21 protein-coding genes, 1 tRNA gene and 1 other annotated feature are annotated in these 23,755 nt (G+C 57.7%); of the genes, 6 read left to right on the top strand and 16 right to left on the bottom strand.

Going from position 1 to position 23,755, the window contains the following annotated elements; all coding sequences use genetic code 11:
• Positions 1–48 precede the first annotated feature (48 nt).
• The 6 genes from I6L46_RS01105 to I6L46_RS01080 all read right to left on the bottom strand — a co-directional run bounded on the left by I6L46_RS01105 (position 49) and on the right by I6L46_RS01080 (position 4,511).
• On the bottom strand, positions 49–996 hold the full coding sequence (locus I6L46_RS01105; protein ID WP_005343644.1) for a DUF523 and DUF1722 domain-containing protein: 948 nt from the start codon (positions 994–996) through the stop codon (positions 49–51).
• Positions 997–1,176: 180 nt separating this feature from the next.
• Positions 1,177–1,818, bottom strand: a complete 642-nt coding sequence (locus I6L46_RS01100) for an autotransporter (RefSeq protein WP_042080712.1) — start codon at positions 1,816–1,818, stop codon at positions 1,177–1,179.
• Positions 1,819–2,007: 189 nt separating this feature from the next.
• Positions 2,008–2,580, bottom strand: a complete 573-nt coding sequence (locus I6L46_RS01095; RefSeq protein WP_216977168.1) for a DUF3157 family protein — start codon at positions 2,578–2,580, stop codon at positions 2,008–2,010.
• A 106-nt stretch (positions 2,581–2,686) separates the two neighbouring features.
• Positions 2,687–3,523 (bottom strand): hypothetical protein, encoded by an 837-nt coding sequence (locus I6L46_RS01090; protein ID WP_042080710.1) that lies wholly within the window; start codon positions 3,521–3,523, stop codon positions 2,687–2,689.
• A 79-nt stretch (positions 3,524–3,602) separates the two neighbouring features.
• Entirely contained in the window at positions 3,603–3,881 is a 279-nt protein-coding gene (locus I6L46_RS01085; protein ID WP_069554313.1) for a DUF6482 family protein, read from the bottom strand.
• An 18-nt stretch (positions 3,882–3,899) separates the two neighbouring features.
• Positions 3,900–4,511: an HAD family phosphatase gene (locus I6L46_RS01080; protein WP_216977166.1), complete on the bottom strand. Its 612-nt coding sequence runs from the start codon at positions 4,509–4,511 to the stop codon at positions 3,900–3,902.
• 170 nt (positions 4,512–4,681) lie between these two features.
• Positions 4,682–4,803, top strand: a sequence feature (Phe leader region).
• Positions 4,804–4,841: 38 nt separating this feature from the next.
• Here I6L46_RS01080 and pheA point away from each other — a divergent pair.
• Entirely contained in the window at positions 4,842–6,014 is a 1,173-nt protein-coding gene (gene pheA / locus I6L46_RS01075) for a prephenate dehydratase (protein ID WP_005343631.1), read from the top strand.
• A 77-nt stretch (positions 6,015–6,091) separates the two neighbouring features.
• Here the strand turns inward: pheA and I6L46_RS01070 are convergent, their stop codons facing one another.
• Together I6L46_RS01070 and I6L46_RS01065 are read right to left on the bottom strand one after the other, a co-directional pair.
• Positions 6,092–6,517: an LPP20 family lipoprotein gene (locus tag I6L46_RS01070; protein ID WP_005338717.1), complete on the bottom strand. Its 426-nt coding sequence runs from the start codon at positions 6,515–6,517 to the stop codon at positions 6,092–6,094.
• Between the two features lie 10 nt (positions 6,518–6,527).
• The gene (locus tag I6L46_RS01065; protein ID WP_005338718.1) at positions 6,528–7,148 is read right to left on the bottom strand and encodes a FlgO family outer membrane protein; all 621 of its coding nucleotides are present in this window, start codon (positions 7,146–7,148) and stop codon (positions 6,528–6,530) included.
• Between the two features lie 206 nt (positions 7,149–7,354).
• On the opposite strand from I6L46_RS01065, the gene I6L46_RS01060 reads away from it, so the two are divergent.
• A complete protein-coding gene (locus tag I6L46_RS01060; RefSeq protein WP_216977164.1) occupies positions 7,355–8,509 on the top strand; it encodes a flagellar assembly protein FlgT in 1,155 nt (384 codons plus the stop codon).
• A gap of 50 nt (positions 8,510–8,559) precedes the next feature.
• A tRNA-Arg gene (locus I6L46_RS01055) sits at positions 8,560–8,636 on the top strand.
• A 153-nt stretch (positions 8,637–8,789) separates the two neighbouring features.
• Here the strand turns inward: I6L46_RS01055 and I6L46_RS01050 are convergent.
• The 8 genes from I6L46_RS01050 to I6L46_RS01015 all read right to left on the bottom strand — a co-directional run bounded on the left by I6L46_RS01050 (position 8,790) and on the right by I6L46_RS01015 (position 21,588).
• Positions 8,790–10,157: a tetratricopeptide repeat protein gene (locus I6L46_RS01050; RefSeq protein WP_216977162.1), complete on the bottom strand. Its 1,368-nt coding sequence runs from the start codon at positions 10,155–10,157 to the stop codon at positions 8,790–8,792.
• A 236-nt stretch (positions 10,158–10,393) separates the two neighbouring features.
• Complete coding sequence (locus tag I6L46_RS01045) at positions 10,394–11,137, bottom strand: hypothetical protein (protein ID WP_216977160.1); 744 nt, start codon at positions 11,135–11,137, stop codon at positions 10,394–10,396.
• Positions 11,137–14,505, bottom strand: coding sequence for a toxin VasX (locus tag I6L46_RS01040; RefSeq protein WP_216977158.1), 3,369 nt, complete (start codon positions 14,503–14,505; stop codon positions 11,137–11,139). The genes I6L46_RS01045 and I6L46_RS01040 overlap by 1 nt, the downstream gene beginning before the upstream one ends.
• Positions 14,506–15,342: a DUF4123 domain-containing protein gene (locus I6L46_RS01035; RefSeq protein ID WP_216977156.1), complete on the bottom strand. Its 837-nt coding sequence runs from the start codon at positions 15,340–15,342 to the stop codon at positions 14,506–14,508.
• Positions 15,342–17,381 (bottom strand): type VI secretion system tip protein VgrG, encoded by a 2,040-nt coding sequence (gene tssI, locus I6L46_RS01030; RefSeq protein WP_216977154.1) that lies wholly within the window; start codon positions 17,379–17,381, stop codon positions 15,342–15,344. The genes I6L46_RS01035 and tssI overlap by 1 nt, the downstream gene beginning before the upstream one ends.
• Positions 17,382–17,726: 345 nt before the next feature.
• On the bottom strand, positions 17,727–18,245 hold the full coding sequence (gene hcp1, locus I6L46_RS01025) for a type VI secretion system effector Hcp1 (RefSeq protein ID WP_005332563.1): 519 nt from the start codon (positions 18,243–18,245) through the stop codon (positions 17,727–17,729).
• A gap of 227 nt (positions 18,246–18,472) precedes the next feature.
• The gene (locus tag I6L46_RS01020; RefSeq protein WP_216977152.1) at positions 18,473–19,273 is read right to left on the bottom strand and encodes a LuxR family transcriptional regulator; all 801 of its coding nucleotides are present in this window, start codon (positions 19,271–19,273) and stop codon (positions 18,473–18,475) included.
• 215 nt (positions 19,274–19,488) lie between these two features.
• Positions 19,489–21,588, bottom strand: a complete 2,100-nt coding sequence (locus I6L46_RS01015; protein WP_216977150.1) for a TonB-dependent hemoglobin/transferrin/lactoferrin family receptor — start codon at positions 21,586–21,588, stop codon at positions 19,489–19,491.
• A 193-nt stretch (positions 21,589–21,781) separates the two neighbouring features.
• Here I6L46_RS01015 and I6L46_RS01010 point away from each other — a divergent pair, with 193 nt between their 5' ends.
• Genes I6L46_RS01010 through I6L46_RS01000 form a run of 3 tightly spaced genes read left to right on the top strand, consistent with a single transcriptional unit; the run spans position 21,782 to position 23,754 of the window.
• The gene (locus tag I6L46_RS01010; protein ID WP_216977148.1) at positions 21,782–22,753 is read left to right on the top strand and encodes a ChaN family lipoprotein; all 972 of its coding nucleotides are present in this window, start codon (positions 21,782–21,784) and stop codon (positions 22,751–22,753) included.
• A 25-nt stretch (positions 22,754–22,778) separates the two neighbouring features.
• Positions 22,779–23,333, top strand: a complete 555-nt coding sequence (locus tag I6L46_RS01005; protein ID WP_005348211.1) for a cysteine hydrolase family protein — start codon at positions 22,779–22,781, stop codon at positions 23,331–23,333.
• 37 nt (positions 23,334–23,370) lie between these two features.
• On the top strand, positions 23,371–23,754 hold the full coding sequence (locus I6L46_RS01000) for a hypothetical protein (protein WP_139742014.1): 384 nt from the start codon (positions 23,371–23,373) through the stop codon (positions 23,752–23,754).
• Position 23,755 lies beyond the last annotated feature (1 nt).

Here is a 23,755-nt window from a genome sequence, read left to right as displayed (position 1 = left end):
GGGTAAGGCTCCCCGGCGCAAACCATGCGCCGGGGCAACAGAACGGATTCAGAGCCCGTAACGCAATTTCAGCGTATCGGGGTGCGGATTGAGATAAACCTGCTCGGCGAGATAGGGATTGGGGTACTCGCGCAGGTAGTGGCGGATCAGGGTGAGCGGCACCAGCAAGGGGAATATGCCGGTGCGGTACTTGTCGATAGTATCGGCCAGCTCCTGCTTCTGGGCCGGGGTCAGCACCCGCTTGAAGTAGCCCTGCAGGTGCATCAGCACATTGGTGTGGCTGCGGCGGTTGGCTCGCAGGGTCAGCGCCGTCATCAACCCCTTGATGTAGTTGTCGGCCACCTCCTGCAAATTGGTGGACTTGCCCAGATTGCCAAGCAGCTTGCCGAGCGCCCGGTAGTGGGTGGTGGCGTGGGAGAGCACCAGATACTTGTAGCGGGAGTGGAAGCGGATCAGCGCAGAAGCGGTGATGCCGCGGGCGCAGAGCTGCTGCCAGTCGTGGTAGGCGAAGACCCGCAGCACGAAGTTCTCCCGCAGGATGGGGTCGCACAGGCGGCCATCCTCTTCAACCGGCAGCAGGGGGTTGGCCTCCATCAACGCCTTGGCAAAGAGGCCGATCCCCTCCTTGGCGCTCCCCTCGTTGTTGGCGCCATAGACCTTGACCCGCTCCATACCGCAGCTGGGTGATTTGGCACAGAGGATATAACCGGAGATGAAGTCGAGCTGGCGTGCCTTCTGTTCGCTGAAGGCAATCAGCTTTTCGGTGACATCGAAACTACCGTTGCTCGCCTCGGCACGGATCTCGCCGTTGCGCTTGACCAGCCGGATGGCGGCGCGAGGCGCCCCCAGGCCAATGGCCATCTCGGGACAGACGGGGTGATAGTCAAAGTGAGCGCCAAGATCCCGTTCGCAGAAGCTGGAGCGCTTGTGGCCCCCATCGAAACGTACCTCTTGTCCCAGCAGGCAGGCACTGATACCGACTTTAATCTTGTACATGATGACGCTCCTTGTATAAGCATTGATTCAGTTATAGCAGTTATACAAAAAAATGAAAGTTGTATAACTATTTGCGACTGATACGACACAAGGAGAAAAAGAGGATCACCGGAAAAAGAAAAAACCCATGGCGAACGCCATGGGTAAAAATCAAGACACTACGGACTACGGGAAGGGGGATTAGAAGCTGTACTTCACACCCAGGCTGGAGATGGAACCTTTTTGCAGATCCCAGTTGCGATAGGTGTAATCGGCAGTCAGCGCCCAGTTCTGGTTGAGCTTGTAGGCACCGCCCACCTTGAAGTCGTGCATATCGTCGGTCATGTTGGCGTAGCGATAAGCGGTGGAGAGCTCGACATTGCCGATGTCGTAGCGCAGACCCACTTCACCGTACATGCTGCCGCTATCTTTGCGAGCAACAGCATCCCACCCTTTGTTAGCGATATCGCTGGCAAGTTCACGCTCCAGCATGTAGCCGGTCACACCGGTTTCACCATAGAGGTTCAGACCCGTGCTCAGCGGAGTAAAGACACCAACACCGATGCTGGAGATCGACATGCTGTCGTTGCCGTTGCTGCGAGAGGTGTATTCAGTGCTGCCGCGACCATAGAAATTGGAGCCGAAGCTCTTGGAGAGATCCAGGCTCAGACCGCCAAAATCACGGGTTCCTTTGCTGTCATTGCTGAAGGTACCGCTGAGATAGTCGGATTTGGTGTGCGCCCAGGTGGCGGACCCCTTGGCGTAGCTAAAGGCATCCTGCGCCATGACGGAAGTAGAGGCAAACCCGGCCAGAACCAGAAGAGAGACAGTTGCTTTTTTCATGATGATAACTCCATGTGATTGGGCCCGTTGCTAGCGAGCTGGTATGGAGTCATTGTGCGGCGAAGTTCCCGGCTTGCCGAGCTGCAAGCTGTTGCAGAACCATGTCAGATGTAAGCAGATATTGCAGGGGGTGTCAGCGGCAACAAGTTGCCGACCCAAACAGTTTGCATGGGCCGGAACAACGCCAAATCAGCGGAAGACCACCTCGTCAATTTCGACCCGCACCAGCGGCTGACCGGTCAATCCGGCAGGACGGGGGATCTCGAGTGCCAGCGACGGACGGGCTTGCCCCTTGCGCAGATAGGTTTCCGGCAGACGATTCTCGGCAACCCAGAAGCGGGCCTCCTGACGGCTCAGCTGCACCCCGTCAGCACTGAACAGGGTCACCATGCCACGCACCCCGACCACATTGCGGGTGCCGGTATTGCTCACCATAAATGTCAGCACCAGCGGGTCAGATCCCTCGATCTTGTCCAGCTTGACCACCACACCGTCACGCGCCATCTGGGCAAGCAGTTCCGGATTGGCCTTGGCCTGCTCGGTCAGCACCGGAGCAGCGACGGCCACCACGGCACCAGCCTTCCCATCAGCAGCCACGCCCTGCACGGGCTCGGCCGGTTTGACTACCAGATACTCCCAGGTGAAGTCGTCGTTAAGCTGAACCTGCCGACCATCGGGCAGCGTCACCTGAGAAAGAGGGGCAGCCTGCGCCAATACGGGGGAGAGGCACAGGGCAATCAGCAGACGGGAGAAGGGTTTCATAGGGCGAAGCTCGGTAACGGGTGAAAGGGCGACAGTATAAACAGTCCCGTCGCCCCTTGCCTATGACAGCACTCACGTTCTGGCACCCGCATCGCTTGCCCGCAGGCTAGATGGCGAGATCGTGTCGCTCTTTCTGTGCCATATCCAGGGTCACCAGATCGAACTTGCTCCCCTTGAGGGCGGACAAAATATCCGATTGCATATCAAAGGCCTGCGCACGCTGATGCTCGGGCAGACGCACCCGAGCCAGGGTGGTGGAGCAGTCACACAGGGTATGGAAAAAGACCTGAGCCTCGTCCAGCCCCATGTCGGCCAGCATCTGCTCTGCCTGATCCACCATTCGCAGATAACGCTGCTCAAGCTGCCGTGGATTGGTGAAGCGATTGCTGAGGCAACCGTTGCTCCCTTTGCCCCAACGACCGAGCTGACGCTTGTTGAAGCCGTAACGATAATCGCGACGCATCAATCCGTTGTCGGCAAAAAACCAGATGGAGTTGGCAGGCAGAGACCCGAACTGGGCAAGATAATCATCACGCTCCTCCACCGCAGCCGGAACCAGCAACGGCAGATGAGTCCATTCCGGACGAGTCTGCACATACTCACCAATGCGGCGAACCGGGTCGATCAGCCCTTCAATATTTGGCAGGCGATCGCAAAAGACGATCTCGTCACTCTTGATGACCCAGTGATCGATACCATAACGCTGGCAATAACGGCGGGCACGGGCTACTTCGCTGCGACTGCGGGTCGGATTATCGAGGGTAATTGCGTGGATTTTCACACCGGCAGCGCGGCACAGCTCGATGCTGTAGCAGGATTCCAACCGTCCCGAAAAAGAGACAACCAGCTCGTCAAAACTTGCCAGTCGCTCAATCAGCAGCTGTTCCCTGGCTTGAAAAGAGTGATCATATCCCTGATTCAGTACAACTACATTGGCACCCATTAAACAGCTCCGGATGATGAACAGGTGCAGTATTGTGCGGCAAACAAACTGAATAGACCCTTAAAGAGTCTGGTTAAAATTAAAACTTGATGATTATTTCCTGTGATTCTGCTGCTAAATCTTCATTTTGGGCGTCATAAATTCGTAATCTTGCTTGGTGAACCCGATGGGCTCGCAAGAACCCCTGCGCCTGATCCAGCGAGGTGAAGGTCAGGCGTCCTCCCTCGCTGTCGGTCAGGCAGAGGCACTCCCCTTCCGCCTCAATGCAGAGCTGATAACCGCTGCCATCCTTGCAGGCGATGATCAGGGTCGCCTCGGGATAGTGACTGAGCCAATTGCGAAACCGGCCATGCTCCATAGTGCTCCTAGAGGGGCATCACCCCTTGCCGGGGGCGGGCAAACAGCCCAGCTCACCCAGTTGCTGGCGGCAACTCGCCGCGTCGGTAAAGACGATCCCCCTGATACCGAGGGCCTCGGCGGCCGCAATGTTGGCAGGACTGTCATCGATGAAGAGGCACTCTGCCGGTTTCAGATCGAACGACACCAGCAGATAGCGATAGATATCCGGCTCCGGCTTCATCATCCGCACCCGCGCCGACACCACCTTGCCGCTGAAGAAGCGCCAGAAATCCTGATGCTGCTCCAGCCAGTCGATGCTGGCATGACCCATGTTGGAGAGGGCATAAAGAGTGTGCCCCGCCCCGTGCAGCTCGGCTATCAGGGTTAGCATAGCGGGATCTGGCAGCAGGGAAGCGGGAACTGCCTGTAAAATGGCCAGATTCTGTGCCGCCGAGAGGCCTGTGCGCGCTTGCGCTTCCCGGGCCATGGTGTGGAGCGACATGGTACCTCTGTCTACCTCCAGCCAGTCCGGGTGGTTAAAGAGCTGCTCGGCCAACTGTTCGGCCCCTTGCGGACCACGCACGGAACGCACTATGCCTACCGGATCCCAGCTCACCACCACCCGTCCCAGATCGAAAATAATCGCCATCGTCTTTACCTCCCCCACTGGGTTTCAGTCATAAAAACAGAGTCAATAGAACATCGCTCATACGCCATTTTCTTAACCGGATACCCTGCCCCCATCCCCGCCCGCGGGCAAGTTTTACTTGCATCAGGCCGACAAATCCCTTAATGGTTATGACGTTACTTCAAGGACACACCTATGCACGCACCATTCTTCTTTGCTTTCTCGTTTATCCGGCCCGCTTGAGGGAAGGCCTGTCGTCGTGTGAACAGAAAGCAAAGACGAATCGAGCCTCCCCTAGCGGAGGCTTTTTTTTGCATTAATATCAATCGATTACTTGGATAGGGAACAATCATGGCAACGCTCGACGAGATCAGACAAGACATCACCCGGTTGGATCAGGAGCTGCTTGCCCTGCTGGCGAAACGCAAGACCCTCAGCATCGAGGTGGCCCGTGCCAAGCAAGCCAACCCGCGCCCCATTCGTGACCATCAGCGGGAGCAGGAGCTGCTGGTCGCCCTGATCCAGAAAGGGCGCGTGCTTGGGTTGGATGCCCAGTACATCACCCGTATCTATCACACCATCATCGAAGACTCTGTGCTCTCCCAGCAGGCCTATCTGCAGAGCCTGCTCAATCCGGAGCAGCAAGAGCCGATGACCAGCGTCGCCTATCTGGGGCCGCGTGGTTCCTACTCCAGCCTGGCCGCCCGCAAATATCTGGCGCGCTACAAGGATCAGGTGATCGAGGTGAACTGCCAGAACTTCCGCGAAGTGCTGGATGCGGTGGAGTCGGGTCGCGCCGCCTTTGGCGTGCTGCCCATCGAGAACACCAGCTCGGGCTCCATCAACGAAGTCTATGACGTGATGCAGCACACCAGCCTCTCCATCGTCGGCGAGCTCACCTACCCCATCGAGCACTGCATCCTCACCGCCGTACCGACCGAGCTGAGTCGCATCAAAACCTTCTATGCCCACCCGCAGGTGTTCCAGCAGTGCTCCCACTATCTGAGCAAGCTGGAAGGAGCCCGTCACGAGATCTGCGACTCCTCCTCCAGCGCCATGATGAAGGTGAAAGAACTGGCCAGCCCGGAGGCCGCCGCCATCGGCAGCGCCGCCGGTGGCGAACTGTATGGTCTGGATGTGCTGGCCGAGCAGCTCGCCAACCAGAAAGAGAACTACAGCCGCTTTATCGTGGTGGCGCGCAAGCCCATCGATGTGGCACCGCAGATCCCGGCCAAGACCACTCTCATCATGTCCACCTCCCAGAAGCCGGGTTCGCTGGTCGAGGCGCTGCTGGTACTGCGCAGCCACGAGATCAACATGACCAAGCTCGAATCCCGTCCGGTGCAGGGCAACCCGTGGGAAGAGATGTTCTACCTCGATGTCTCCGCCAACCTGCAGACCCCGGCGATGCAGGCCGCACTGGTGGAACTGACCAAGATCACCCGCTATATCAAGGTGCTTGGCTGCTACCCGAGCGAGGATGTGAAACCCACCGCAGTGCCGCCGGTGCTGATGGGGAGCTAACCAGCCCACAACGACAAAAGGCGAGCACACTGCTCGCCTTTTGTTTTGATGCCGGTTTTCACGGCAAGCCCATCAACTCAGAACTGACCCGCCATCAACTGATTGATGTTGTAGAGGGCGCGGGTATCGAGCTCCATCTCGGTGGCATAGGTGTTGCCGCGCGGATAGGAGGCAACTACCCGGGCACCACGCACCACACCGGCGACCGACACATCCAGCGAGTTGGAGGTCTGTGTCAGATCGCGGTAGCTGCTCTGACCGCGCACCTGCTGACCATTGAGCTGCTCTGCCAGTTCGCGATAAGCATCCATCTTGGAAGCGCGAATGGCTTGCAGCATCTTCTCCGACTGGGAGGGGCCGGGCTGGATGTCGATCACCGCATACCCCACCGCCTTGAGCACCGGAAAATCATCGGGCTTGCCACCCTGGGTGTAATCCACCACCCGGTTGCCGCTGCAACCGGTGAGCAAGAGTGCCAACAGGCAACCAAACAGGATCTTCATGACTCGCTCCTCACGGGGTCAGGTTGACCAGATGACCACCCGGCCGGGCCTGACTGTCACGCATCAGATAACCGCGATTGATCGATGCCCGACCAAACGAGTTGTTGGCACCGAACAGATATTTTTGCGGGATCAGGCTCTGGGCCGTGGTCTCCACCATCTTGGTGCGCATGTCGATAACGCGGGCATTGACCAGGATCCCCTTGCTATTGCGGCTGAAGGTGCCGACCAGAATGCGGGAGATCGGCAAACGGGAAGAGAGCTCCTTGTAGTTGCGGCTCAGCACGAAGTCCCCCTGCGGCGTCACCTTGATGCTGCCGGTCAGCTTGAAGTCCACCACCACCTCGCCGCGGCGGTTGAGCTCGTAGATAAAGCTCTCCTCAATCTGCTGCCCCATCCAGTTGGTATCCTGCAGGGTATCGAGATCGACGAAAGAGGCCACCGCGATGGGTTCGGTCAGGGTGGTCAGCGATTTGCGCTCCATCAGCTGATCGGTCATGCGCGCCACCAGCCAGTTGAGTTCCATCCCCTGCGCCGCCTGGCGGGGGTCACCCTGATCCCGATTGATAGGGTCGGAGCCACACCCGGTCAATGCCAGGGCAAGCGCCAACGCCGTGATGAGTTTGTTCATGGATACCTTTCCTGTATCTGCACCTGACTTATTATCGGACGCTCCGGACAAAGCTTGAGCCGGGAATGAGGCATGATTCTTGCTTTTTAATGCTCATCGTCAGCGCCAACGTGCGCTGCCACTTGGAACGTGTTGTGATCCATGTCGGCCAGCAGGCGCCATTTCCTCAACATGGCTCGGCTGCCCGCCAACTCAAGGTATCTACTATGAAATTACCGCTGCTGTTGACCCTGCTGCTGGCCAGCCTGAGCGCCCGCGCCGAGCTTATCGAAGCGCAGGGCAGCGCCGCCATTCTGGGGGGCGATGAGGTCTATGCCCGCGAGCAGGCGACCCGCGACGCCCTGCGTCAGGCGCTGCTGGCCAGCGGCGCGGCCGTTTCCAGCGTGCAGCGTCTGGAAAATGGCAGCCTGCGATCCGAGCAGATCCAGATCCGCTCCGGCGGTGACATTCGCCAGTATCGGCTCAAGCGGGAAGAGGTGCGCAACGGCCGCATGTATATCACGCTAGTGGCCGACATTCATGCCGAGCGCCAGATCTGCCAGACCCAGCACTTCGCCAAGGATTTGACACTGGTGAGGCTGCGGATGCGCTATCCGGACCAAGCCAGCTACGGCGCCATGGACGACATGCCGGAAAACCTCTCGCGGCGGCTATTCGAAACTCTCGCGAATGCGCCGCAAGGGGTCGCGGTGCGCCAGTGGCTGGATGAAAACCTGCGCATCGATCCGCTCCATCTGCAACAGGGAGATCGCAGCGCCCTCGAGGAGATCAAGGCGCTCAGCCTGCGTACCGACAGCCAGTATCTGGTGCTCGGCAGCATCGACGATCTCTCCATAGAGCCGCAAGGCAACCAGCTGACCAGCTGGTATGAGGATCCCGTACGTAACTTTCGCATGCAGCTCTACCTGTTTGACGGCATCAATGGCAGCCTGGTCAACCGCAAGGTCTACGAAGGGCGCGCTACCTGGACCTTTGGCAAGCGGGAGCAAGTGGGCAGCAGCAGCGGCCAGTTCTGGCAGTCAAGTTATGGCCAGGAGGTCAACTACCAGTTGCAACAGGCGGCTCAGGATCTGGTAGCCCAGCTCACCTGCGCCCCGGTCACCGCCCGGGTGGTCGGCCAGAACGAACGCGGCCCCTACATCAATCTGGGGCGGCGCAACGGCATCAAGCTTGGCGATCAGTTCCGCATCCAGCACAACGCCGACTTCATCGACCCCTACGGCAAATCGCGCATGATGCGCAACCCGGCCGACGGCCTGTTCGAAGTGGTGCAGGTGTTCGACGATGGCGCCATCATCAGCAGCCAGAACAAATATTCGCCGTTTAACATCCAGAACGGGGATTTGGCAGTATTGGAATAAGAATCAAGGGTTTAAAAGGGAGTTGCTTCTTGTATAATGCCCGCCACACAGCTCCCGTAGCTCAGCAGGATAGAGCGGTCCCCTCCTAAGGGACAGGCCACTGGTTCGACTCCAGTCGGGAGCGCCATATAAAACAAGGGGTTGGCATCTTCATGATGCCAACCCCTTGGTCGTTTTTGGCCCTGGCGTGCTTGTGAGCGTATTGCCCCATCCTTCGCTCAAAACCCAGATACTATGGGATAACACAGTGGCCCTGAAGGGCCACTTGCCTGTCAAGCTATCAGCCTTTTTGCCAGGTAGTGGCGATCTTGCCAAACCAGTGCTCAGAGAGCTTTTGCGCCTGTTTGACTTCCGGCTTGGTCATCGCTGCTTCCAGCTCATCACGAGCCTGCACAGCTTCTGGCATCCCTTCTGTTGCCGCCATAGATAACCAGGCATAGGCATGTACCCGGTTGCGCGGAGCTCCCAGTCCCTCTTCACGCATGGTTCCCATACGGTATTGAGCCATCCGGTCACCCTGCTGGGCAGCCAGACGATATTGCTTGAGTGCCAGCACATAGTCCTCTTTACCGCCCAAACCCTGCCGCAGCATCTCGCCATAAGCATATTGAGCCTGGGTATGACCTTGTCCAGCAGCTTTGGCATAGCTGGCTCTGGCTTGCTCCAACTCACCCTGCTCTTGCTGCAACTGCGCCAGCTCGAAACTGGCCTTGGTGATCCCGCCTTCCGCAGCCAGAGTCAACCAATGCTGCCTGGCTACGCCATCTGTTTGTTGCAAGCTCAGTTGGTACTCCGCCTCATGCGAGCCATGAGTCACCGCCAACTCCAACCAATATCTACCCAACGCAGGATCAGCTTGCACCTGCTCTCCCGCCAGATAAGCAACACCCAGCCATAGTTCAGCTTCGGCAGAACCCGCATTGGCAGCCCGCTGATAAGCCGCGAAAGCATCCGTCGGTGTAGCCTGACGAGCCAGCAACAACAAGGCATCCGGCTGCTGCTGGGCGGCAGCCTTCTCAAACCAGCGCTGGGCAATATCCGGGCGTTTGATCACCCCTTTCCCCTGCTCATAGCGCTTGCCCAGCTGATACTGAGCGTTGCGATTGCCCTGCTCTGCCGCTTTTTCCAACCACTTGACGGCATCCTCATCCGCCCCCTGCTGCTTGGCATACCACTGCCCAAGGATCAATTGCGCCTCTGCATGATCCTGTTTGGCGGCTTGCTCGAACCAGTCGAGGCATTCACTGACCAACTTGCCCTGATGCTGCTCCTGACACATCAGGCCCAGCTGATAGCTGGCATTGCTGTTGCCAAGGCGAGCAGAGCGCTGCCACCACTGAGTAGCAAGTGCTGGATTCTTTGGCTCACCGAGTCCAGCCTGATACCACTCCCCTACCTGCCAAGCTGCATTGGCACGGACATGCTGATCGGCAGCCAAAGGGCCCGACTGCTCTGCCGCTTGCTGCATCCAGTGCATGGCATTAGGGTAATCGGGCTGGATTGCCAGCCGTCTGGCCAGTTCATATTGGGCGCGGCCATCCCCCTGCTTTGCAGCTTGGGATAGCTCGGCATCAGTGCGTGGCGCCGTGGCAGAGCAGGCGGTTAAGATGCTGGCAGTCAGTGCCAGCCATAGGACTCGATGGGTCATGAGAAATTCTTCGCTGAGTGAAAAAGGGGCGAATAAAACAGGGCCGGTTACAGATAGTGCCATTATTGGTCAATCAAGGGGCAGAAAAGCTGAATTACAGCCTCTCTGCCCCATGGCTTAATGTTTATTGACCAGCAGATCGAAGCGAGCCAGCTCGTCCTCCGCCATTCAATATCTAAATAACAAGCCCAGATTAATTTACATATCGACTCTGTGCTTGTTATCAGTGAATAACTTTACGTGACAGGATGGCCCTTTATATATTTTATTTCGACGCATCTAATCTGCGATTTAATAAGTTCAACGACCCATCCAAAATCCTCAGATTTACAATATATGTTATCGCTATGTGCTGATTTAAAGGGCGTGGATTCAAATCTCAGGGCTTTTTTCCTATTGGAAATAAAAAGCGTGTAGGGCCACTCTTTTTTAAACATGGTTTCATGCTCTGTCACTTCACTTTTAAAGTCAGTAAAAAATACTGCCAAAAGCGCCATACCACCGGCACCCACCAGGGCCAATGGCCCCAGCAGGGCAACCGCGAGCACACATACCACCACACCAAACCACGCCAAGCCACGGACTATGGTATAGGCCACTTCGGGTATCGCATCCTGATAAGTGACGATGACACCCTCAGTGGTTACCCGGTAGTGGTAATCCTTATCTGCCATAACCAAATAGCGAAAATAAGGTGTCATTGCCATAGCGACACAGAATGCTAGATAAGCAAACCCCCAATCACCATCACCAGCAAGCAATACGCAACCCACAGCGAACAACGTCATAATTGTTGTAACTGTTAGAATCATTAGCCAAGCGAATGGTGTAGGAACCCTGATATCCCATTCATGGAGGGTTGGCGCTTCACGAACCCTTTTTTGATTGGCATCGAGAATACGCTGTTGCTCCTCCTGCGGTAGCTGACGAAAAGGGGTCTCCTGCTCATTAGCCCCAATGACTTCGTTTGCGTTGTCCATTATCTGTTCCCTTGCTTGCCGACCATCAACGCGGGCATGGTACCCAAGCCGCCGGAGCTTGTCGCCAATGTGATTGGGCCGCTACTGCTACTGCTGCCCTTGAAGATAAATTCTTGCTGAACCATGCCCCCCAAATAACCCAGCTCCAGCTTGATGGCGGTATTGATATCGACCCCCAGCGGCAGGGTATAGACCAGATCATCCCAACGTCCGCGCTGTGTCTCCAGCGTTTTGGGCTGCATGGCGACCTGATAGCGCGCCAGCTCCTCTTTAGAACGGGCCGGTATCATCTGGCCGGCCTTGGCGATCGGTTGGCTAATGACCTTCAACCCGATGGTCTGTCCGCGCAAGTGCGCAGGCAGCGAGAGCTGCAATTGCCATTGGGGGCGACCCGTGTCCATCCACCCCTGAGGGGCCGAGCGCACCACACTTAGGCTGGCCCCCGGTTTATTGACCAGCACCTCGAAGCGAGCCAACTCATCTTCATCAGACCAGTTGGCTGGCTGCTCACCCCAGGTGGATTGACGCAACCATTTCTCCAGATCCGAGCGTCTAAAGATATTGAGCAATACAGCCAGCACCAGATAAGCGGCCCCCAGCACAAAGAAGCCAATACCCATCCAGCTTGCACAGATGGCTGCGATGGATGAAAAACCTAAACTATTGACACCTAAATACGCAAGCTGGATGAGGAAGATGCCACCCTGCCCAAATAACACCACGGCTTTCATCCGCAAGAGTGTTTTTTCTATGCCGCTTATCAGAGGGTCCTTACTAGCCTGCCAAGTATCCCAAAGCTCTGCCCCGGCCGCCGCCATGCCCAGGCCAGAAAAGGCCAGCATACGCAGTGAGAAGGTTTTCACCAGCGCGGTATGTTCGCCCTCTTTTATGGCCGCTTTAATCGAAAGTGCAGTCAGTGCCTTTTTGCCTCCATCAACAGTGAGTGGTTTCAACTGCCCCCACGCAGCTCCCTGATAGAGCGCGGCGATGGCATTGCCGGTCCAGGCGAAGGCCGAGCCCAGCTGTATATTGGCGCGCAACCGGCCAACCGACTGGGTATTTTGCGCCGTTCCGGCCATGACCACCGTCAGGTTCCAGAGGTTGAGCAGGGCCACCAGCCCGCCAAAGGTAGTCAGATTGGGGACTCTCTCGTTCATGGCGGTGATGCGCTGATTTACGCCGCTGCGCACACTTGCCAGATAGTCGCCGATATATTGTCTAGCCTGCTGCTGGTAGAGATCGCCTTTGAGTTTCACCAGCATGGGCATCTCACGGGCGATCAAGGCATCCAGCTTTTGCTGCAGACTGCGCAGATCGCCGTTGATTGCCTGCACTGTGGTGTTGTGTCCCGCTGGTGGCGAGCTGATGGCTGCCATCTGTTTGGTAATAACCAAGGCCTTCTGCTTGAAGCTCTTGGATAGCATCCGATAGCCGCTGTTGACCTGCAGCGGCTGGTCACCGAGCAGTGATTCCAGCAGCACCAGCCTCAGATTACCTGCCAGGCTGTTCTTCCAGGCGTGGGGCAAGATGGCCGCCATGATCTGGGCGTGAGCGCCCTTGGCCAATGACGTTGCAGCCGCCTTCATGGCATCAATCACGGCTTCGGCAGCCTGGAACCAAGGCTTCTGCTTGAGCCCGTCGTCACCCAGTAGCGCCTCCAGGTCGGCCGTTCTACCGAAGAGTGCCGTCATATCGCCAGAGGAGGTGCTGAGCCAAACATTGTCGACCGTCTGTTCACTCAACCCTTTGTGCAGCGCCGCATCAAAACCATAGGGGGCCAGCGCCAGCAAGTTGTCATTGACCTTCTCGCCGAGCAGTTTTTCCAGTGCTTTTTTGTTGTCCTCTGTGCTGCAACTGAGAGAGAGGGCCTGCCCCGCCTCGGCAAACAGGGTTTGCAGGTAGGCTTGTCCTTCGGCCGTGCAGTTGTCGAGCCCCAGGGGCAGCGGATCGGCTTTGAGACGGGTCAGGCCATTGCGCAGGTCCTCATGGGCCCGCGCCAACGCCAGCACCAATTCATTGAGCGGTGCCTGATACTGTTTAATAAAGGCATGGAGGCCACTCCAATTGACCTCGTCCTGGAACGCTGCGCGCTCTTTCCACTGACGGACCTGCTTGTCGGATGGATTAAAACCATATTGTTCCCGCAGGATCTTCAACTTGGCATCTGCTCGTTTCGTCATGAGGGAGTCGAACCTCACCATACCCGGCTCTGCCGTCATGTTCTCCATATCGGCGAGATAGCGATCCCCAAGATAATCATCCAGCGCCTCTTCAAAGGCATGAACCTTGGCCACATTGCCACTGACGGAGGCGGGCAACTCTTTCTCATCGAGGCGCACCCGGGCCAGATTGCGCGTCACCTCGGCCATCATCAACTTGTGCGTGTTTGCCTTGCGCTGTTTCTCATCCTTGCCCATCAAGGCTTCGCGCTTGGCCAACAGTTGATTGACCTTCATGGAAAGGTCTGCCAGATCGGCCAGCGGATCCTCCAGAACCACAACCATAGCGCTTTGGGGATCCGGCATTCCCGCCTTGTAGGCGGCTGGTGAAGCCGCGGGCTTGTGTACCAACAGTTTGATACCTTGCTTATCCTCTTCGGCTGGCTTGGCCAGTGGAGTGCAAGAGAGCACAAAGCCGTTATTTGGCATACCGAGATCCGCAACCTTATCTAGAGCATCAGGCAAACCACAATGTGCGGCCTTCATGGTGCTTGCAAAACTGCCCAACTTCACCTGCTGCATCCAGGCACTGCGCAAGCCGCTGTTCTTCTCCATCTCTTTCTTGATGCGCCCGGTCCAACGCTGGGGAGAGTAAATGAGGGACAACGAATGAGTCGCCGGGTAGAGCAGATGGCCCTTGCTCCCCTTGCTCTGACTGATGAACGTGGCATCTTTCACTTCATATTCATCCAACACCTTGGCTTTTTCGTCATAGACATAGAGCCAGCCATCGCGCAGTTGGCGCAGGGCATAACAACTTTCCTTGAGCTTGAGCGGTGCAACAAAACCCGCTCCGGCGGGTAATGGATGCGGCTGCTTCTGAGGAGGTGCGAAAGGCTCATCAAGGGCATAGCGCACTGGCACCAGGGCGATATCTTTGTTTTTAAAGGGACAGGTGCCAACCGGGCTTTTGCAATCCTTGTTGCTGGTCGCCATTGCTGTCTGATTGGCACCATGCTTGGGAGTGGTCGCTGCGTTGCCCGTTGTGGCTGCACTGTTCGATGTCGGCAGTTTCAGGGTTTGCCCGCTATAAATTTTATCCGGATCAGCAATGCCGTTGAGTTTGGCAATGGCATCGACAGAGGTGTTATTGCGACGAGCAATGGCGCTCAGGGTATCGCCCTGTTTCACCTGATAGGTTTGGCCCATTTAGCTTAACTCCTGTGGTAATGCGTGCTGCTCAGCCCAACTGGCTGCCAGCTCCACACGTTGTGACGGGGTTTGCGCCGAAGGCGCTGTCAGCAGTTTGGTCAGGGTCGGGTAGTCATCTCCCAGCCACCATCCCTCGCCGACAAATCCCAGCACATTGAAAAACAGCAGCTGGTCGCGCTCGGTCTGAAATCCCAGTTGATAGGCCTGTTTTGCCCAGTGGGCAATCCATGCCTTTGGGTCGGACTGCTGCGCCAGCCTCGCGGGAAACCACGCCTGCATATGGTGATAAGTTGCCTCTAACTGGTTTTGCCAGCTCACCTCACCAAGCCGGGCCCATTGGCTGTCTGTGAGCCTGCACTTATCACCGATGGGGGCGACCAGCGTCTCTTTAACCAGCCAATGATGCCAACCGGTGCGGGTTGGCAGCCAGACTTGCGTTATCCCCCGCCACAGCCAGGGGTCGGCATCTACCATCAGGCAGGCCATGGTTTCCGGGGCTGCCAGTTTAAGCAAGATGCGGCTGCCATAGGGGCTTTCGACCTCGATAAGCTGGCGCAGCTGGTCAGCCAGCGGTAATAGCGCCTGCGGCGAGGCAAGCAGCCATCCGGTATTGGCAGGCTGCTGCTGAAACCAGCTGAGCAAGGGCTCGCTGGCCTCCACCAGACAGGGAGAGACCTCCCGCAGGCTATCCCAGGGGGCATAGAGATAGAGCGGCTGATAGGCCGGGCTGTCGCTGACCTCAAAGAGGTGGCGCTCAAGCTCAGGGATCTGCCCGCCATCGAGCAGCAAATAGAGCCGCTCACCGGGCGTCAGATCAAACTCGGGCAATCCCATTACTTGCCCTCCTTGGCCAGCTGCTCACATATCTCGCAGACTGGCTCGGCCGATTTCAGAGTCGCAATCTGGCGCACCGGGTCGACCGGGGGCGGTGGGGAGACCACCTCCACATCATCAGGTTGTATTGGCATCTGCCCGCCCCAGCCAGAGCCAGAGCCGGGACTACCGCCAGAGTTCATCTTGATAGAGCCGCCAGAGAGGGTGACACCACCGGCATCAATCTTGACAAAGCTGCCGCCGACTTTCAGGGTCAGTTCGGCGCCCGCCTCCATCACGATTTTCATCCCCGCTTTGTGGTGCACTTCACTGCCTGCATCAACCAGCAGTGACTGCCCCAGCTTCTGGTGCATGGAAGCATCGACCGTCAACGAATAGTCGGCCTTGATGTGGTCGCGCTTTTCCCCTTCTACTGTCAGATGGTCATTGGCCTTGATGCGGGTCACCCGCTCATTGTCGATATCCCGATGCTCGTCATGCTTGATATGCCACGCCGCATCGTTCTCTATCAGCACATTCAGGTCTTTCTGACCGTGGATGTAAATCTCTTCCTGCCCCGCCTGGTCTTCAAAGCGCAGTTCATTGAAGCCCTCGCCCTGGTGGGTTTCGGTGCGCAGCACGGTGCGAGTCTTGTTGGCTGGCAGCTCATACGGCGGCCGGTTGGTGGCGTGATAGGTACGGCCGGTGACGATAGGCTGGTCGGGGTCACCTTCGAGGAATGAGACGATAACCTCATGGCCGATGCGCGGAATCGCCATCATGCCATATTGACCGCCCGCCCAGCCTTGGGAGACTCGCACCCAGCAGGAACTCTGGTCGTTGGAGCTGCCATATCTGTCCCACGGGAACTGCAGCTTCACCCGGCCATGTTCGTCGCAGTAAATCTCCTCCCCCTCCGGGCCCACCACGATAGCGATTTGCGGGCCGTCCACCATCGGCTTGTGGGGCGCCTCGGGGCTGCCGATTCGCGCCCGCCAAGTGGTGCTCGCCTTCACCACGCCAAATTCGTTGTGGTAGACAGTCGGGCCGCTGCCACCCTCTTCCTCCAGCGCCTGCGGCTGTTCGCCGGTATGGCGGATATGGACGATTTGCCAGTCGGTGTTGAGGCTGCCGTTGGGATGCTCGGTGAGTGAGAAGTGCTGACCTGGCAAGAGCGCCGCGCTGTTGGATTTGCCGCTGCCCGCTACCGCGTCATTGCGCAGGGCATCGAGCCGGTGTTGGGCAAAGGCCTTGCCACTCAGGTCCTGCTTGTAGCGACCCGGATAGTCGAAGTGTTGATAGGTGTCGCGCTGGTGCTCCAGCTCTGCTCCCTGCTTTTTGTGGGAGAGGCCATAAGCCGGGGTCTTGAAGCTGTAATCTTTCAGCTCCACATCCGAGGGGCGCACCGCCTCGCGGTAGTGGAACTGGCGCACATAGGGCCCTTGTTCCAGCGAGCGGTTGCCGAGGTTGAAGAAGAGCTCGGGGCCAGCAGTCAGTGCTGCCGCGTCGTCGGCAAACACGATGCGGTGCTTGCCTGCTTCAAACTCGTGGAAGTAGAACAACCCCTCTTCGGCAGCAAGGCGATTCACGAAATCGAGGTCGGTCTCCCGATACTGCACGCAGTATTCGCGCTGGGCGTGTTCGTTTTTCAGGGCAAAGGCGTAGTCGGTGATGCCATGCTCTTGCAGCAGGATGCTGAGGATTTCATCGGGCTTCTGCGCCTGAAAGATGCGGGAGTTCTGGCGCAGCCCCAATCGCCACAGGGCGGGTTTGACGTTGAGGCTGTAACGGGTGCGGCGAAAGCCGCTGTCCCCTTGGGCAAACTCGCTCACTACCCCGCAGACCCGGCGTTGCAGCTCGCCGTTGTACCACACCATCAGCTCGCACGGCTGGTCCAGCACGGCGCCAAAGTCAACATCAGGCTGGCTGCTGGCCACCTCCAGCTGCAGATTGAACGGCCGATTCAGCCCCTCATCCAGCTGGAAACTGGCCACCACAAAGGTGCTCTCGGGCAACGCCCCCACCTTCACGGTAAATTGCAATCCGGTTTGATTAGCCATGGCTTTCCCCTCTTGTCACGGCCAAGCAGTGCCTGAGCCCTTGCCTACTCTCGCGCCCATACACGCCCTCACCGCGCGGCCACGCTACCGCCCTCTCCGGTGCCGCAAGGGCCACCAAAGATAAAGGGGTTAACAGGTTACGAGCGGGTCGGGTCTGCATCACAGGACACCCTTTAGTGCTTTGCCATCCCTCCGCACTCACCGGCAGGGGGATGACAAAACAGAAAAGCTCCAGCCAACCCGTTGGCCAGGCTGGAGAAAATGCACAGTACAAGAAGCCGGTTGAACAACCGGCTCAAAGACACATTACTACTTACAAGGAATACCAAAGTACCGAAGCAAGGCTTACGCCTCGATGGGCGCGCGCCAGTCGTCCGCACCGGAAGTACCGGCAACGGTGTGCTCCCAGTCAATCTTGCGGTAAGCCATGGAGACCTGGATAAGCTGGGTGAAGTCAGACTTCGCCGGGTCCTGGCAGTGCGGCATCTGGCAGTCGATGTCAACGATGGTGGCATCGGTCAGCACGGTAGAGAAGAAGTGCTCCTGCTTGCCCTCAACGGAGGTGCGGTACCACTTCAGGGTCACTTTCGGCAGCATTTCACCGGAAGCCAGAGAGTTGTACATCAGCGGCACAGCTTTGTTCAGCGCAACGGTGAACTTGAACGGCTTGTGGACACGCTGACCAGCAGGCTGACCGGATTGCGGGTCGGTCGGGACGGTGACGACGTGCTGGAACTCTTGTACCAGCATCTCGTCTTCATGACCTTGCACGAAGATGTTGCCGACGGAATCGGAGGTGAAGGCACCTGCGGTGATATTGCCCTGGGTTTTACCTTCGATGCTGATATAACATGGAGTTGGCATGGGTATGCTCCTAAATAGATTGGTTAAACGAGATAGCACTCGACCAACCTTTTAGCAGCGACCATGCCATTTTTTTACCACTTATTTATCAAATACTTACACCCAGCCAATTCTCACTCAACGCACATGGGTGCAATAAGTTGCGCAATGTCATCACACTCACTGGCAAAACTTACCTTTTCAGTAATTTCATCTACGTAATGAGCAAGCTTTTGCGTTAGACAGCATCATGCACTGTTATCATCCACATTTTCGATTTGTGCCGTGTCAATGTTCAGCCTGACAATCCCCTGCATCAGTGCCCAGGATATCGCCTGATTTTTGCTGCTTGCCCCCAGCTTCTCTGCGATCCGCTCAAGATGGAAAGTGACGGTTCTGGGCTTGATCCCCAGGATCTGGGCAATATCGCTCACTTGCTTGCCTTCGGCGGCCCATTGGCACACCTCCAGCTCCCGTAGCGTCAGATCTTCCTGAGGAAGCTGCACGGCAAGACAAACACGGGCCACCGCCTCGAAGACATGCACCGCCAGCCAGCTTAAAAAGGGAATAGCCGTCAACCACTGATGTTCGGTTCGTGGCGTACGAGTGATCAATGACAGCAAGCCAACATGGCCATTCGCCCCGTGCCAGGGAATCGTGATCCCGTCGCGCAGCCCCATCTCTTGTGCCTGCAGCATCACTTCCAACCCCGCGATGTCCTGCAGATCGCAACACTCGGTGATCAGGTTGGCCCAGAGAATGGGGGTGCTCTGTTTCATTCCTTTGCGCACAACGGGATCTACCGCAAAGAAACGCTGTTTGTCATAGGCCTGCACCCACTCGGCAGGACAGCCGTTGAAAATCCTCACATCAGGACGCTGAATTGAACTGGGAAAGATGAATCCCAGCCGGAAGTGGTCAAATCCCATCTGCTGGCTCAGAGTTCGCAACAGAGTCACTATGGTCTGCTCGTCAGGGGCCTCATTGAAGCGGGTAATCAGCTCAAGTGCATCGGCGGTGTCGAGAAAATAGTTCGATGTCGAAGTCAAAGGCGAGTCGCACCCATTGTAAAGAATTACTAAATATCATTAACAATGAATGAAATAGCATAATATCTCGCCAACACAAAGAAAAGGCGACGCCAACGAATAACATGGCGTGAGCGGATCACCTCACGCCTGGCTACATGTATAAAAAATCCCCGCCTGTCAGGGCGGGGATCCGGTGCGGGCAACAGCCCGCGATCACTGCGTGTGTTGTCTTTTTAGAATACGTATTTGACCCGTGCACTCAGGTTGCGACCCGGCTCGGTCATCAGGCTGTTGTCGGAACCTGCATCACGACCGGCGATGCGCTCGTAGCTGGTGTACTCCTTGTCAAACAGGTTGAAGACCCCGACGTTGAGCTGCAGGTCGGTCATCGGGTTGAACTGGGCGTACATATCCACCACACCCCAACCGGCGCTCTTCACGTAATCGTTGCCTTTGCTGTCTTTACGGACTTTGTCCATGTCGTCAGCAAAGCGCAGCGCTGTGTTGAAGTTCCATTGGGCCTGTTCCAGACGCACACCGACGGAGCCGTTCAGCGGGCTCAGGCTGTTGATGTAGTTGCCATCCTTGCCTTCGATGTAGGCGAGGTTGCCCCAGACATTGACGATGTCGTTGAGCCAGTAATCCGCCTTGGCTTCGACCCCTTTGGTGGTCGCCTTGCTCAGGTTCTGGTACTGATAGACGGCGGTGCGCCCCTCTTTGCCCACTTCCACCATCTCGATGAAGTCTTCAAACTTGTTGTAGAAGCTGGCTACTTCATAGCTGAAGCCGTTGCTGCTGCCACGTACACCAAGATCGATGCCGTCGCTGCTCTCCGGATTGAGGTTCGGGTTGGGCTCGATGCGATAGCCGTAAGCCTGATGGTTCAGGGTGGAGAAGGCGCTGTCATACATGGGGGCCTTGAAACCGTGGCTGTACTGGGCGAACAGGTTGGCCGCCTCGTGGGCCTTGAACACCAGACCCAGCTTGGGTGACAACTCCCCTTCGGAGAACTTGTGCAGCTTGTCGCCTGTGTAGGCCGGATCGTTGTCCGGGGTCATCCGGTAGTAGTCATAACGGGCACCCGGGGTCAGCACCCAGCGCTCGCCAAACTTGATCTCGTCAAAGGCCCACAGGGCGCTGCGCTCGCTGGTGGTAGCCGGGAAACTCAGCTCGTTGTAGCCGACAAAATCACCGGGAGTCGTCGGCCCCTTGTAACGGGTACGTTCGTTATCGGTGTGCTCGTATTCAGCCCCCCAGGCCAGGCGGTGGTTGGCGACCGCCTTGTGGAACTGCAGCTGGGCGCCGATGTTCTTCTGATCGAACACGTTGTGATCCAGCGAGTTTTTGGTCACATAGGGGTTGCCGGGGCTGACCGGATACTTGGATGAGGCGTACTGATCCAGCGTCTGCTTGGTGCGGGCGAAGTAAACCTTGCTATCCATCCGATCGGCCCAGCCTTGATTCAGCGCGATGCCGTGATCCAGCACCACAGAGAGGTTGTCGGTCTGCTTGTCGGTGATGGGCTGATCAAAGACACGGGCAGTACCGGTACCGACCTTGTTGAGCTTGACCGCATCCGGCTCCTCGCCATCGGTCAGGTAGTCAACGGTCAGCTTGAGGAACTGCTCATCGGAGAGGTTCCACTTGCTCTTGAGCAGCAGGGCGTGGGTACCGATATCGAAGTCGTTTTTGGTGGAGTCGAAATTCTGGGTCACACCGCCATCGCGCCAGGTGTAGCGCAGCAGGTTCTCCACTTCGCCGGTGCGCAGGGCGCCGGTAAAGCCCGCCATCTTCTGGTGGCTGCTGGAGGCGTAACCGCTGGTCACATCCAGATAACTATCCTTGCCCTTGAGGAAATCGCTGGCATCCTTGGTGGTGATGGCAATCACGCCACCCAGCGCATCGGAGCCGTAGGCCGCAGAAGCGGGCCCCTTGGCCACTTCTACCTGCTTGATCATGTCGGTATCGAAGTAGCTCTGACCGACACCGCCCTTGCTGTAGGCATCGTTCTGGCGCACACCGTCGCGCACCACCTTGACCCGGTTTTCCCCCATGCCGCGGATGATGAAGGTCTGCGCATCACCCTGACCGCCGAGCACGGTCACTCCGGGTTCGTAGCGGAACAGGTCGGCGACGTTGGTGACGACCTGCTCTTCAATCTGCTTGGCGGTGATCACCGAGATGGGGCCGGAGACATCTTCCAGTTTTTGCTCCATCCGTGAGCCGCTGACGACCACGACTTCATCCGCCTTCTGGGTGGCAGCAAAGACTTGGGAAGAGAGACCGGCTGCCACGGCGAGGGCAACCAGAGAGAGTGCGTTATGATGGGTCACAGCGAATCCTTATTGAGAACTGTTATCAAACAGGCCGCATATTACCCGGCTCTCGACAAAGATCAACAAGAAACGAAATCATTCTCATTTGTTTTGAACCAAATTGGTTTTACACTGTCGCCCTGTGTTGCCCTTATTCTCTATTAGCCCCCCGAGATGCACCGGCATCCGGGCATATCAGCCGTGAGATCCCATGATTAGACGACTTCCCCTGCTCGCCCTGCCGCTGCTACTGGCAGCCTGTGCCACCCCCACCCAACCGACCCAGTCATCACAGTTGCAGACGCTCTATGACTACCGGCTAAGCGGCGAAAGAGAAGCAGACCTGACGCTGGAGCAGGCAATCGCGCGCATTGCCGACGCCGACATCATTCTGGTGGGTGAGCTGCACAGCCATCCCGCCGTGCATCTGTTGCAATCGCGCCTGCTGAGCGGGCTCTACACCGCTGGTCAGCAGCACGGTCGGCCATTGGCCCTCTCCATGGAGCAGTTCAGCCGCGCCGATCAGAAGACGCTGGATGCCTATCTGGCGAACCAGATTGGTGAAGCGGCCTTGATCCGCGAAGGCAACGCCTGGCCCAACTATCCGAGCGACTACCGCCCGCTGGTGGAGTTTGCCAAGGCTCACCAGATGCCGGTGATCGCCGCCAACGCCCCCAAGCCCCTGGTGAGCTGTGTCGGTCAGGAGGGGGCTGAGTGGCTCGACAAACTGCCAGCCACACGTCGCAGCCAGCTGGCCCGCCAACTGACGCTGGGGGATGATCCCTATCGCCAGAAATTTATGGCCTCCATGCACCACGGCGATGCCGACAGCAACGCCCGCCGCTTCGCAGCCCAGACCAGCTGGGATGACACCATGGCCGAGAGCATGGTGGATTATCTCGCCAAGCACCCGGGCCAGCAGATCATGCATATCGCCGGCAATTTCCACGTCGAGGGGGGGCTTGGGCTCGCCAGTCGCATCGCCAGCCGCAATCCGGCCCTCAAGGTAGCGCTGGTCGTCCCCCGTACAGATGAGACCTCTGTTGCAGATCCCGCAGCCGATGTGCAGGTAACCATCATGCCGCTGCCTAAGCGCTGGCAAAACAGTGACGAGATGAAGCAAGATATGGGCGCGCTGCATCAATCCCGCAGTCGTGACTGCAGCCAGTGGCTGCAACCCTAATCTTCAAGGAAACGGCGGGTAAAATATGGATGTGTTACTGATCATCGATGTGCAGCAAGGCTTGTTCAACGAGCCCCGTTACCGCCAGGAGCAGGTGCTGGCCAATATCAATCGGGCTGCGGCCCATGTCAGGCAGCAACAGGGACGGGTCATCTATATCCAGCATGACTCGCCCCCCGGTACCGAATTGGAACCGGGCACCCCGGGTTGGCAGTTGCACAGTGCGCTGCAACCGGCCAAGGGAGAGAGCCGGGTGCGCAAAACAGCCTGTGACAGCTTTCTCGATACCGAGCTTGCCTTCCTGCTGGCCGAGCAGCCGGTCGATCGACTCATTCTCTGTGGCTGTGCCACCGATTTTTGCGTCGACACCACGGTGCGCAGTGCGGCCTCCCATGGGTACGAGGTGCTGGTGTTGAGCGATGGTCACACCACCGCCGATCGCCCCCACCTGAGCGCGGCCCAGATCACCGAGCACCATCACTGGATGTGGCGCCACCTCAGCCTGCCGGAGGGGCGCAGTGTGACCCTGCTCACCACCGACGAGCTGCTGGCAGTAACACCCGCCCTGCAGCCGTGCTAATCTGCGAACCTCGCCTCGTTTCTCACTGGAGTCTGTCGTGCGCCTGTTGTCTGCCACCCTGTTGTTGATTGTTCCCCTGCTGTCGGCCTGCTCCAGCTTGCCCGGACAGAAGTATGACGGGCAGGAACCCCTGTTTCTGACCCACATCAACGAGGAGGGGAGCAAGCGGTTCACCTTTGAAGCCGCGCCCAACGACACCTTGCCGCGCGGCCTCTCGGCGGCCCAGAGCCAGCGGCTGCTGGAGCAGCGGGAGGCGTTGCAGGAGAACCTGCTGACCGAGACCCTGGCGACCAAGCAGTATTGCCGCCAGGGCTACATCGTACTGAGCCAGACCTCCTGGAAGGTGCGGGGAGAGTGCAACGAAACGGCCACCGATGCCGATCGTCGCGCTTTTCCCAACAAGGCCTCCTGGCAGGATTGAA

The sequence above is a fragment of the Aeromonas sp. FDAARGOS 1416 genome, from assembly GCF_019048085.1.
Classification (GTDB): Bacteria; Pseudomonadota; Gammaproteobacteria; order Enterobacterales; family Aeromonadaceae; genus Aeromonas; species Aeromonas veronii.
This window is presented reverse-complemented; position numbering and strand designations above follow the sequence as displayed.

What these genes read in the sequence shown, in the direction of transcription:
- I6L46_RS01005 (WP_005348211.1), top strand. Translation starts at nt 22,779, where the DNA reads ATGGATGTGTTACTGATCATCGATGTGCAGCAAGGCTTGTTCAACGAG.
- hcp1 (WP_005332563.1), bottom strand. Translation starts at nt 18,245, where the DNA reads ATGCCAACTCCATGTTATATCAGCATCGAAGGTAAAACCCAGGGCAAT.
- I6L46_RS01050 (WP_216977162.1), bottom strand. Translation starts at nt 10,157, where the DNA reads ATGACCCATCGAGTCCTATGGCTGGCACTGACTGCCAGCATCTTAACC.
- I6L46_RS01065 (WP_005338718.1), bottom strand. Translation starts at nt 7,148, where the DNA reads ATGAACAAACTCATCACGGCGTTGGCGCTTGCCCTGGCATTGACCGGG.
- tssI (WP_216977154.1), bottom strand. Translation starts at nt 17,381, where the DNA reads ATGGCTAATCAAACCGGATTGCAATTTACCGTGAAGGTGGGGGCGTTG.
- I6L46_RS01105 (WP_005343644.1), bottom strand. Translation starts at nt 996, where the DNA reads ATGTACAAGATTAAAGTCGGTATCAGTGCCTGCCTGCTGGGACAAGAG.
- I6L46_RS01040 (WP_216977158.1), bottom strand. Translation starts at nt 14,505, where the DNA reads ATGGGCCAAACCTATCAGGTGAAACAGGGCGATACCCTGAGCGCCATT.
- I6L46_RS01100 (WP_042080712.1), bottom strand. Translation starts at nt 1,818, where the DNA reads ATGAAAAAAGCAACTGTCTCTCTTCTGGTTCTGGCCGGGTTTGCCTCT.
- I6L46_RS01045 (WP_216977160.1), bottom strand. Translation starts at nt 11,137, where the DNA reads ATGGACAACGCAAACGAAGTCATTGGGGCTAATGAGCAGGAGACCCCT.
- pheA (WP_005343631.1), top strand. Translation starts at nt 4,842, where the DNA reads ATGGCAACGCTCGACGAGATCAGACAAGACATCACCCGGTTGGATCAG.
- I6L46_RS01095 (WP_216977168.1), bottom strand. Translation starts at nt 2,580, where the DNA reads ATGAAACCCTTCTCCCGTCTGCTGATTGCCCTGTGCCTCTCCCCCGTA.
- I6L46_RS01080 (WP_216977166.1), bottom strand. Translation starts at nt 4,511, where the DNA reads ATGGCGATTATTTTCGATCTGGGACGGGTGGTGGTGAGCTGGGATCCG.
- I6L46_RS01090 (WP_042080710.1), bottom strand. Translation starts at nt 3,523, where the DNA reads ATGGGTGCCAATGTAGTTGTACTGAATCAGGGATATGATCACTCTTTT.
- I6L46_RS01010 (WP_216977148.1), top strand. Translation starts at nt 21,782, where the DNA reads ATGATTAGACGACTTCCCCTGCTCGCCCTGCCGCTGCTACTGGCAGCC.
- I6L46_RS01060 (WP_216977164.1), top strand. Translation starts at nt 7,355, where the DNA reads ATGAAATTACCGCTGCTGTTGACCCTGCTGCTGGCCAGCCTGAGCGCC.
- I6L46_RS01070 (WP_005338717.1), bottom strand. Translation starts at nt 6,517, where the DNA reads ATGAAGATCCTGTTTGGTTGCCTGTTGGCACTCTTGCTCACCGGTTGC.
- I6L46_RS01085 (WP_069554313.1), bottom strand. Translation starts at nt 3,881, where the DNA reads ATGGAGCATGGCCGGTTTCGCAATTGGCTCAGTCACTATCCCGAGGCG.
- I6L46_RS01035 (WP_216977156.1), bottom strand. Translation starts at nt 15,342, where the DNA reads ATGGGATTGCCCGAGTTTGATCTGACGCCCGGTGAGCGGCTCTATTTG.